The organism is Streptomyces filipinensis, assembly GCF_014649495.1.
Classification (GTDB): domain Bacteria; phylum Actinomycetota; class Actinomycetes; order Streptomycetales; family Streptomycetaceae; genus Streptomyces; species Streptomyces filipinensis.
The window spans coordinates 1-1,367 of record NZ_BMTD01000067.1; the positions used below are offsets into that span (position 1 = coordinate 1).

Annotated in this window: 2 protein-coding genes; both read left to right on the plus strand. The window is 67.6% G+C overall.

All coding sequences use genetic code 11. The annotated features are described in order from the left end of the window. Positions 1 to 105: 105 nt before the first annotated feature. A complete protein-coding gene (locus tag IE244_RS41475) occupies positions 106 to 960 on the plus strand; it encodes an IS5 family transposase (RefSeq protein ID WP_191878758.1) in 855 nt (284 codons plus the stop codon). After that, positions 957 to 1,355, plus strand: coding sequence for a hypothetical protein (locus tag IE244_RS41480; protein WP_191878759.1), 399 nt, complete (start codon positions 957 to 959; stop codon positions 1,353 to 1,355). The genes IE244_RS41475 and IE244_RS41480 overlap by 4 nt, the downstream gene beginning before the upstream one ends. Positions 1,356 to 1,367: the final 12 nt, after the last annotated feature.

A 1,367-nucleotide genomic window follows, 5' to 3' on the forward strand; every position in this document is an offset into this window, starting at 1 on the left:
TGAGAGGACGTTAAGTCCGATCTTCCTCGGTTCGTGATCGCTCGATCGTGGGACTGATCGCCACGTCGGCCACCTGTTGGGCATGTTCATGCTGAGATGCGGGCCATGGAGAGAAAGCCGTACCCCAGCGACTTATCGGACGAGCAGTGGGCGTTGATCCAGCCGATGATCACGGCCTGGAAGCAGGACCGGGTGGGACGGTCGGCGACCGGGGATCCCGGAGCCTGCGACCTGCGGGAGGTCGTGAACGCGATCTTCTACCAGAACCGGACGGGCTGCCAGTGGCGCTACCTGCCGCACGACCTGCCGGCCTGGTCAGCGGTGTTCTACTACTTCACGCTGTGGCGTCAGGACGGTCTCGACCAGCGGATCCAGGAGCTCCTGCGCTGCCAGGTGAGGGAGAGAGCCCGGCGATTAGAGGACCCGTCCCTCGTGATCATCGACACCCAGTCCGTCCGCGCGGCCGCTGGTGTCCCGAAGACCACGACGGGACTGGACGCGCACAAGAGAATGTCCGGCCGCAAGCGGGGACTGGCCGTCGACGTCCTGGGGCTGGTCATCGGCGTCGTCGTGCTGGCCGCCTCCGCCCATGAAAACGCCGCCGGCACGGCCCTGCTCGACCAGGCTGCCGAGCGGTGCGGCAACCGCCTGGAGAAGGCCCTGGTGGACCAGGGCTTCAAGGACGAGGTCCTCATCCACGGCGCCCTGCTGGACATCGACGTCGAGATCGTCCGCCGCAACCCCGCTGACCAGGGCAAAGGCTTCATTCCGCAGCCCAAGCGGTGGATCGTGGAGCAGGTCAACGGCACGTTGATGCTGCACCGCCGCCTCGCCCGTGAGTACGACCACCGGCCCGACACCTCCGCCTCACGCGTCTACTGGGCCTCGATCGCGAACATGGCCCGCCGCCTCACCACACCGAGTCCTGCCTGGCGCGACACCCTCGGGCTGGCCGCGTGAACGTCACCGAGCTCCTAGCCAGCCTCCAGGCCCGGCACGCCGAGACCACCGCCCGGGCCGGCGAACTACGCGACCAGATCCAGCACCTCACCGCCGCCCTGGCCGAGACTGAAGCGCGACTCGCGGACCTGGCCACCGCCGCCAAGGTCGTCGCCGAACTCGCACCGGCTGGAGGCGAGCCCGATCCGCCCGAGACGAACACCGCCTACCAGGCCATCGTGAACGCCTTCAACCAGCACCCCGACCAGGTCTTCCGAGCCCGTGAGCTGCACGAACTCCTCAACATGCCCACCGACGAGGCATCCGTCAACATCACCCGCAGCCGCCTCGGACGCCTCACCCGCCAAGGCTTCCTCACCCAGCCCGGACGAGGCCGCTACCAGAAACGGACTTAACGTCCTCTCAGA